5 protein-coding genes are annotated in these 8,389 nt (G+C 70.3%); 1 reads left to right on the top strand and 4 read right to left on the bottom strand.

The annotated features are described in order from the left end of the window. The first annotated feature begins 6 nt into the window (after window positions 1-6). Window positions 7-453: a hypothetical protein gene (locus VJV41_RS09255; RefSeq protein ID WP_325332998.1), complete on the top strand. Its 447-nt coding sequence runs from the start codon at window positions 7-9 to the stop codon at window positions 451-453. Here the strand turns inward: VJV41_RS09255 and VJV41_RS09260 are convergent. The 4 genes from VJV41_RS09260 to VJV41_RS09275 form a co-directional block, all read right to left on the bottom strand. Further along, window positions 450-3,254: a hypothetical protein gene (locus VJV41_RS09260; RefSeq protein ID WP_325332999.1), complete on the bottom strand. Its 2,805-nt coding sequence runs from the start codon at window positions 3,252-3,254 to the stop codon at window positions 450-452. The two genes, VJV41_RS09255 and VJV41_RS09260, sit on opposite strands and share 4 nt — an antisense overlap. Before the next feature lies 1 nt (window position 3,255). Further along, on the bottom strand, window positions 3,256-5,364 hold the full coding sequence (locus tag VJV41_RS09265) for a phage tail protein (RefSeq protein WP_325333000.1): 2,109 nt from the start codon (window positions 5,362-5,364) through the stop codon (window positions 3,256-3,258). Next, a complete protein-coding gene (locus tag VJV41_RS09270; RefSeq protein WP_325333001.1) occupies window positions 5,361-7,853 on the bottom strand; it encodes a hypothetical protein in 2,493 nt (830 codons plus the stop codon). The genes VJV41_RS09265 and VJV41_RS09270 overlap by 4 nt, the downstream gene beginning before the upstream one ends. Before the next feature lies 1 nt (window position 7,854). Further along, a partial coding sequence (locus VJV41_RS09275) for a hypothetical protein (RefSeq protein ID WP_325333002.1) occupies window positions 7,855-8,389 on the bottom strand: 535 nt, incomplete at its 5' end.

Here is an 8,389-nt window from a genome sequence, read left to right on the forward strand (position 1 = left end):
GCGGTCGTGAACCTGGCGCCGTTTCGCATGCATTCGCGTGAGGAGTTCCAGACCTGGCTTGCCGTGGATTTGGAGGTGCGCGACGAGCTGTACGCGATGATGGGCCGCGAACTCGATGTCGATGTCGCATCGCTCGACGTCCTGGAGACCTTTCTGCTGGAGCGTTACTCCTCGCCGGAGCCGATCACGGCGCTGGATCAGCGCGGCGTGGCCGATGCGGCCGCCCGCCATGTCGGCATTGTGTTGATGCTCAACGTCGATGACGCGGTCTGGGATATCGACTTGGACCGCCCCGACAACGTGTATTACCGGTTGCCGCTCATCGTGTTTCGCGGCGGTGAACAGGAATGCCCGCTGACGATGGTGTTGGCGTGCCTGGATCGGCGCACCGGAACATATCTGCGCGCCCTGGTCGAGAACTATCAGGAGGACTACAACGTCGAGGGCGACTAGGGCACGCAGCGGTCGTGTGGGTACGGAAATGGGTAGGGCAGCAACGCCGGTCCGGTCCCGGTGGAGTTGAGGACGTCGCTGACGTAACGCAGCTGGCGCTTGATCGACGTGGTCGCAGTTTGGGTGACCCGGACGCCGCAGTGGAAAGGGCCGGTGAGGCTTAGTCCGCGCACGCTGAGCCAGGGACCGATCCTGCCGTAGATGCGCACCGCCTCGACCGGGGTGGCGGGGAAGGCGGCGACGTCGGTGTCAATTCCGCCGCTGCGCACCAGTGAGGCGCTGTTGTCGTGGATGGTGAGGCGGTCGACGCTGCCGACGTAGATGGCGTGGCGTGATCGGTTCCAGTAGAAGGGGATCACGCAGGCCACGACGTTGCGGCTGATGGTGACGTCGCCGGCGGTGGCGGTGCCGCCGTCGGCCGATCCGAGCCCGACGTGGATGCCCTCGATCACGCCGCCGATCAGGTTGTCATGGATGCCGACCAGATCGGCTGAGTCACCGGCCACGACGATGCCCTGGGCCATCGATCGTGACCGCGTGGAGATGCCGGAAAAGAACCGGCTGTTGGCCATCGACAATGCCAGCGATTGCGGGGCCTGGACGGCGCGGCGCACGAATCTCTCCAGGCCTTGCCGGGGTGTGAGCCGCGACAGAGCTTTCACTTCAGTCAGGGTGCTGAATTGGTCGGCGATGTGCTGGATCTGAGGTGGCCCGGCCAGCGCGAAGTTGGCACCGTTAGCCAACTGCACCAGCCGACCGGCGGGGATGTGGGCGCCGACGGCCGCCGCCGGGGTAGTGGTGGTCGGTGTGGCTTCGGCCGGGATCGCTTTGGCTGCAACTTCTTTGGCGGCGGCACCTTTGGCGGCACTTTTGGCGGGAGCGGCTTTGGCGGGGGCGGCTTTGGCGGGAGCGGCTTTGGCCGGGGCGGGCGGCTGCTCGGCTGGTGCGGCGCCAGGCGCCGTGCCGGCCGGCGGCATCTGCACCTTGGAGCCGATGTAGCGGGCGAGTTGACGCGCCAGCAGCGGCAGCAGGACTTCGGTGGCGCGCACCGGAGCTGCCCCGATCCGAATGTCGTTGCCGGCCACCGTGGTTTCGTCGCTGGAGATGATCAGGACGCCGATCTGTTGGTCACCGATCTGCAGGCGGTTGTCGGTGATCCGGTTGCGGCTGTTGGCCCGCTTGGCCGAGGGCGCGCTGTATAGGGCGGACTGTGCGCGCCGCTTGTTGTCGGGGCAGATCAGTTCGCAGTCGCGCACCCTCACGTCGGTGCAGCCCAGGAACGTCAGGGCGCCGAACAGTTGTGGTTCGCCGATTCGTCCGGCCACGTCCGCGCCGATGCCGGCCTCGGCGCGGAGGTGTTCGACCGTCACGTCGGTGCAGTCGGTGAATTGGAACACCGATTCGTGCCCGTGAATATGGACGACCGTGGCGGGTCCGACACCTGTCACCACGATGCGGCTTTTGCGGGTGATGGTGACCGGCGTGTCCAGCGCGTAGGTGCCTGCGGCCAAACATAGTTCGCCACCGGTTTCGGGTAGGCGGTCGGCGGCGGCTTGCAGGTCGTCGCCGGGGAACGCGGTCACGGTGCAGGTACATGTTTGGGCGTCGGTGAGTGGGTTGAACGTCGGACGGCAGTCGGAGAGAACGGTTTTGGCTGCCAGGTCGACGACGGCGAGCGGGGTCACGTGGTGTTCGGTGCCGTCGGGCGCGGAGTCAGTCAGTGTTTCGACGGCGTCGGCGGCGCTTCCGCGTACCCTCACGGCCCACCAATCGCCGGCCAGGTAGTCGCCGGGGCGGGCCGTGAACGCGACGCCGACATCGGTGCCGCGCCAGGTGGCCGGCACTTGGCCGGCGGCGCCGACGACTTGGCCGTCCCAGCGGCGCAGGCACAGCCCTGAGGGGTTGCCGGCCACGGGCGCGGGGGCCGACAGGGTCACGACGGCGCCACCGGCGCCGGGGGCGACTGCTGTGGCGGTGAGCAGCGGCCCGTTGTCTTTGCGGTCAAGCCGCCGGATGAGTGTGCTGACTTCCACGAGGTCGTTGGGGACGAACGTGATCGATGGCGAGGGGACCAGGGTGGCGGTCGTGCCGGCCACAGCGGCAGCGACGGCGGCCGAGCCGTTTTCGTAGGACCAGGCAAACCGTGCGCTGGATTCGGTGCCCGAGTCGAGGACTTCGACGCGCAGCAGGCCGTCGGGCAGCTTGCCGCGGGGGTCGTCGGGCGGTGCGCACGGGTCGGCGGTCAGCGCGGGCGCGGTGCGCACGACGTCGAGGCGGCCGGTGCTCAGCGTCTGTGGAAGTGCCGCCGATGCGCCCGAGCAGGTGGTGGCCGCCGACGATGCGACGCGCACCCGCCAGGCGACCCGGGTGCGTGTCGTGGTGTCGACGCCGTCGAGGGCCGGGTCGATCAGTTCCGTCGGGTCTTCGGCGGGCTGGATTTCTTGTACGACGGCGTCCAGGTACACCAGGGCGGTGCCGTCTGGCGGTAGAGGCGGGATCGACTCTTGGGCGGTGTAGGCAAGGTCGGCGGGGTTGACGGCGCATAGTCCGCCGATCCACATCGGGCCTGCGCCGATGTGCATGCTGCCGTCTGCGGCGAAGGTGATCTCGAAGGCGGTGCTGCCTTCGGCGACGCCGGCCTCGCCGATGATGGTGGCGGCCAGGTTCTCGCGTTCGCGCTCGACGGCGTCGATGTTGAGGTTCCAGTCGCCGTCGAGAAGGACCCGACCCTGCTGCATTTTCGTTGCGAGCCATCGTGGTCCGTTGGGACGCAGGGGCACCGATGTGTAGTCGCCGCTCACGTTATTCCTCCGGGGACGCGATGGTCAGGTGCGGATGCACGGTCAAGACGGTCATCTCGGGTAGGCGCTGAGCCAGCCGCACGGCCAGCGGTCCGCGTCGGGCGTGGTGGTAGGCGCCGATCTCTCCGCCGTCGCTGGCGGCAGACAGGATCGGGTCGGCGCGCTGCGCTGACGGTGAGGTCAGCAGCGGCGCGAGGTCGCCGGCCGACTCGACGCCGGATGACCCCAGCGGGGGCAGCGCGCCGGTGAGGCATTGGTAGGCCGGGGGGTGGGTCTGTGGCTGGTCGTGGGGCCCGAGATGGCTGTAGCGCAGGCAGCCTGAGGCGGTCACCACGGTGTGCAGGCCGTCAATGAATAGACAGTCGGCGGCGTCGATCACGTCGACGGCGACAACGCCGGCGAAGGTGCAGCCGCGGGTCTGCAGTCTGGGGGGGAAGCGATCGGCGGCGGCCAGTGCGGGCACGGGCGCCGGCGCTGCGCCTGGCGCCCCGCACGGTGCGAGTGCGACGCCTGCGCCGTCGATGGTGCAGTCGGTGAGCACGATGAAGAACGCGGACAGATCGGCGCGGATCGCCCCAAGGTGGGACTTGGTTGCGATTAGCCGCACCGTCCATGCGTCGGGGCTGACTGTCAATGTGCGGCGCGCGGCGGGGTTCATGGTCACCGACGTCAGGGTCAGGCCGGCCAGGTCGGTGCCGGCGCTGAGATTGCCTTCGATGTAGCAGCCGGCGAGCTCGACCTCGGTGGCGGCGAGGTCAAATCCGATGTCTCCGACGATGACTGGTGTCAGGCCGGTGGGGGCCACGATGCGCCAGCGGTTGGCTGCGGGGGTCCCGTTGACGACGCCGGGGGAGGCGAGACGGTCGTTGGTGGCCAGCCGGATCTCCACGTCGGGGGACTCGGCGGTGTCGGGTGGGCGCGCGGCGGGTTGGGGTAGAGCCAGTGCGGCGTCCACGGCGGCGGTCAGGTCGGCGACGACGATTTCGCCGGCGGCCGGGGGCGCTCCGGTGGGGTCGACGACGATCACTGTGCCGGCGCCGTCGTCGGGTTCGGCCGTGCTGGCCAGCGCGCCGACGGCGCCGGGCAGCGGGCGGTAGAAGGTGGCGCGGATGGTGCCTGCCAGTCCGGTGCCGACCGACAGCGTGCCGCGAGACGGGTCGACGAGCACCTGCTGCGGGTCGGGGTTGGGCGCCCCCGCGTCAGGTAGCCCGGTTAGTGCGATCGATGACCACGGCAGCGGTGTGCCGTCGACGGTGAGCGTCAGCAGCGGCGGATCGTCGGGGGTGTTCGCGGCCAGCGGATGGTCGGCGGAAAGGTGCCACACCGCGCCGTACGTGATGGCGTCGGGACCCAGGGCTTCGATGAGTCGCCAGGTCGCGCGCAGTGGCAGCTCACCTGGCGCGCGGGGGGCACGCGCGGTGGGCGGTGTGCCGGGTGGGCGTTCGTCCTCGGCGTCGCTGGCGATCTGCAGTGGTTCCGGACGCAGGTATAGCGGCGCGGGGATGCCCAGGGGGTGCAGCGCGAAGCGACGGGGCTTGGCCAGCGGGCAGACCTGCACACCGTTGAATCGTCTTACGTGCCAAGGGAATACCGTGGCGGTGGCGGCGGCGGGATGGAAGGAGCCGCCGGGGGTGACGCTGCGTCGGGCTTGGTCGAGCTGGCTGCCGACGAGCAGGTGTTCGCCGGCGCGCAGCGAGATCGATGCGGTGTGGCGCGCTGGGTGGCCCAGCTGCTGACACCACAGGGTGGTCTGCCAGCCTTCGGTCACCCGTGATGGCCAGCTGGTGACGACTTCGGCGAAGTCCTCCAGCGCTGCCGGGGTTCCGCGGCGGCGGCGCAGCGCGGTGGCCGAGCCGATCTCGGCGCGTCCGGCGTCGGGTGGCAGGCCGAGTAGTTGGCCGAGGTAGGGCAGCGCCCAGTCGGCGGCGCTGTCGGGGAAGGTGTCGTCGAGGATGCGGTCAACGTCGGCGGCCAGCTCGAGCCATTGTTCTTCGAGGGCGGCCAGTAACGCGAGGGTCACCGGGGTCTGTTCGCCCTCCGTGGAGGCGAGCAGGGCAGGGGGCAGCATCGCCAGGAAGCGGCGTGACGGTGCGAGGCCCGCGGTGGTCATGATGAGGTCCCCGACAGTGCGGTGGTGGCCACGTAGAGCAGTTCGTAGGGCAGTGCGGGCAGGCGCCCGAGCGACAGGTCTCCGGTGGTGGGGGTGGTGGCGGCCCCGGTGAGGTTGAGGGTGGCGACACCGATGATGCCGGTGACGGGCTGGGCCACCTCGATGACGTCGCTGCCGTCCAGTGGGATTGCGAGGTCGCGGGGCAGCGGTGCCAGCGGGCCGTTCGGGTCGAGCAGCGCCGCGCTGACGGCGGCGCAGACTGTGCCCGGGTCACGGCGCGGGTCGACTGCAAACGCGGCGGTCACGGTGATCGCGCTGGGTCGCGCGGCGCATATGCACAGCGGCACGCGGGTGTCGCGGCGCGCGTCGAGATAATTGCTCAGGGCGTGCAGCTCGGCGGGGATGGGGGCGCGCACTCCAGTACCGGCGCTACGCAGGACCGCGACGTGCAGTCCGGAGCGCCCGCATGGGCAGCCCGGCGGGCCGGCGCCGCGCCAGGCAGTGCTATGGCTGGTGCCGGGCAGAGTCAGCGCGAGGTCGGCGAGATCTTGCAGCGCGACCGCTCGGTCGAGTGCGCGGATGCGTGCGGCGGCCGCGCGGCGCATCCGGAGCGGGTCTTCCTGGTCGGCGGCGCCGCCGGTGGGTCCGACGCCGGCGATTTTGCGGACGCCGTTGATGGCAGCGGAGAGCGTGGTGATTTCGGCGCCGTCGAGTTCGCCGACGAGGCCGCCGCCGACGCGCCAGGAGGCGGTGATGTTACCGCGCGGCAGCATGCCGTTGACGCCGTCGCCGAAGGTGGCCGCCAGGCGTCCGTCGGCGGCGAGCCGGGTGGTGTAGACAGGCTCGCCGGGGCCGCGGCCGTAGAGGGTGGGCACTTCGTCGAAGCGTTCGCCGGCGACACTGATGGAAAGGCTGTCGGTCACCGTTCCGTCGGCGCTGACGTCGCCGGTGACGGGGCCGCTGATGACCGCGGTGGACCCCACCGGGGTCAGCGGGCCGGTGTGGGTGGTGCCGTGTTGGATCGGCGCGAGGTTCCCGGTGGCTGCGCCGCTGCCAGTGCCGCGGTCGGCTTTGCCTTGGCGGGTGTCGGCGAGGCTGATGAGCTGGCCGCCGGGGTCGGCGGTGGTGTCAGAGGCGTTGGTCGCACATCCCGACAGTTCCCAGCCCGTGGTGCCGTCCGTGGCGGTGGTTTGGATGGCCAGGCGCGACGGCAGCGGGTCAAGGCGTGGGTGGATCCGTGCGACGGCATCGCCGGGCACCAGCGGGGGCAGTTCGTAGTGTTGGGCGACCTGGCGGGAGTCGGTGAGCAGCACCGTGAGCCCGGCTGTGACAAGGGCATTGGGTAGTGGGTCGGTGAGGTCGATTTTGGCGACTCGGCGCACGGTGCCGGGCGCGACGTGCCAGTCGGTGGCGGTGATGGCTTTGATGGTGGTGACCAGGCATTGGCTGTCCGAGCCGGCGTAGAGCAGGATGTACTGCCCGACGCTGGCCTCGCTGGCGTCGTCGACGTACACCCAGTTCTGGTTGTAGGGGGCCGTTGCTTCGCCGCTGGGGTAGGGCGCGTCGGCGGTCTTGGGGGCGCCGGTGCTGTCGACGTAGCTGATCTTGTCGAGGCGGGCGGGCAGTCGCAGTTCGGTGCGCACGCGATAGGCGGCGTAGCTGACGCCGGTGGTTTGGGGCAGGAGCTTGTTTAGTGGGCGGTCGAAGGTCAGCAGCGCGGCGCCGAGGTCGTCGGCGCGTTTGGTCACTCGGGCCACGCCGCGCACGGCTTGGCCGGTCAGTCCGACGTAGCTGCTGCCGCTGAGAACCAGCCACCATTCCAGCCACAGGTCCCAGATGGTGGGGAACGTCGGGGCTCCGCCTTCGCTGACGAAGACCACCCGGTCGGAGGCAATGAAGCCGGGGTCGGCCAGAAACCGTAGCTGCTTGCCGGCCGGCGCGGTGGGCACCGGCACCCCGGTGATGGTCAGCTGTGCCCACTCGGCGCGCAGTTGGGTGTCGGCGGCGACCTCGTAGGTTTGTGCGGTGTGTGTGGAGGTGCCGGGGGCCTGCACGGGGGTGCCTGCCGGGAGCTTGGGGGCTGCGCCCGGCGCGGTCTCGGTGCGGATCCAGCCGTGGGCTGCGGTGCGCTGGCCGGGGCGGTAGCCGACGAGCTCCACCACGCGCCGTAGGTCGGTCCAGTCTTGGGCGGTGCCCAAATAGGCTTCACCAGCGGTCATTTCCGCGTAAGCACACACCGAATCAGCGACGCGGGCCCACAGCCCGGCGACCTGGAGCAGGGTGGGGTCACCGGCGACGTCGAGGCTCTCGCTGAAGGTGCGACCGGGCCGGCCCGCGTCGGGCATGCCGGCGAGGCGGGCGAGAAGATCGTCGCGTAGCGCGAGCCGGTCGCCGAGGCGCCGCCGCAGTCGGGTCAGGCCGGGCAGCGGGTCGGGCGGGGTGGGCAGTAGTTGTGGGGTGACGACGGGATCGGGTGTTGGCGTGGTCATTTCAGCGGCCTCCCTCGATGCTCAGCACGATGCGGCCGCGGTCGGGGAAGTTCTTGTCGTCGTCGCAGACGGCGATTTCGGTGGGGCCCATGACCAAGACGGTGGCCAGCGTTCCGGGCGGGTCGGACAGGCGGCGCGCTTCGGTCACCGAGACGGCGTCGACTTGCGGGAGGGCTGCCACGGTGGCGGTGACGGTCGACAGGTAGACATCCGAGCCCATGGGGTGGGCGCCGGGAGCGAAAAGTCCTGGGGCGGACGGTGTTCCGGGACGCATGCTGGCCAGGATTGCCGCGCGCGCGGTGTCGGGGTCGCTGCCGGGATACAGGCACACCGTCAGAGCGATGAGTATGCCGATCGGAGTGGCGGTGGTGCTGATGACCTCGGTGCCGCACATACGGACACCGTCGAGGGTGGACTGCACGACCGCGGCCAGCGCTGCGGCCGCAACCGGGTCGGCGGCGTCGCCGAGGTCGGTTTGGGGGGACTCGTAGGCGACGGCGCCGACGGGCCATGATCCTGACCAGGAGCGGGCGGCG

Origin of the sequence: Mycobacterium sp., assembly GCF_035274705.1 — a bacterium.
In the GTDB taxonomy this organism is placed as follows: Bacteria; Actinomycetota; Actinomycetes; order Mycobacteriales; family Mycobacteriaceae; genus Mycobacterium.

Coding starts and splice junctions, on each gene's coding strand:
- VJV41_RS09265 (WP_325333000.1), bottom strand. CDS start 5,364: ATGACCACCGCGGGCCTCGCACCGTCACGCCGCTTCCTGGCGATGCTG.
- VJV41_RS09270 (WP_325333001.1), bottom strand. CDS start 7,853: ATGACCACGCCAACACCCGATCCCGTCGTCACCCCACAACTACTGCCC.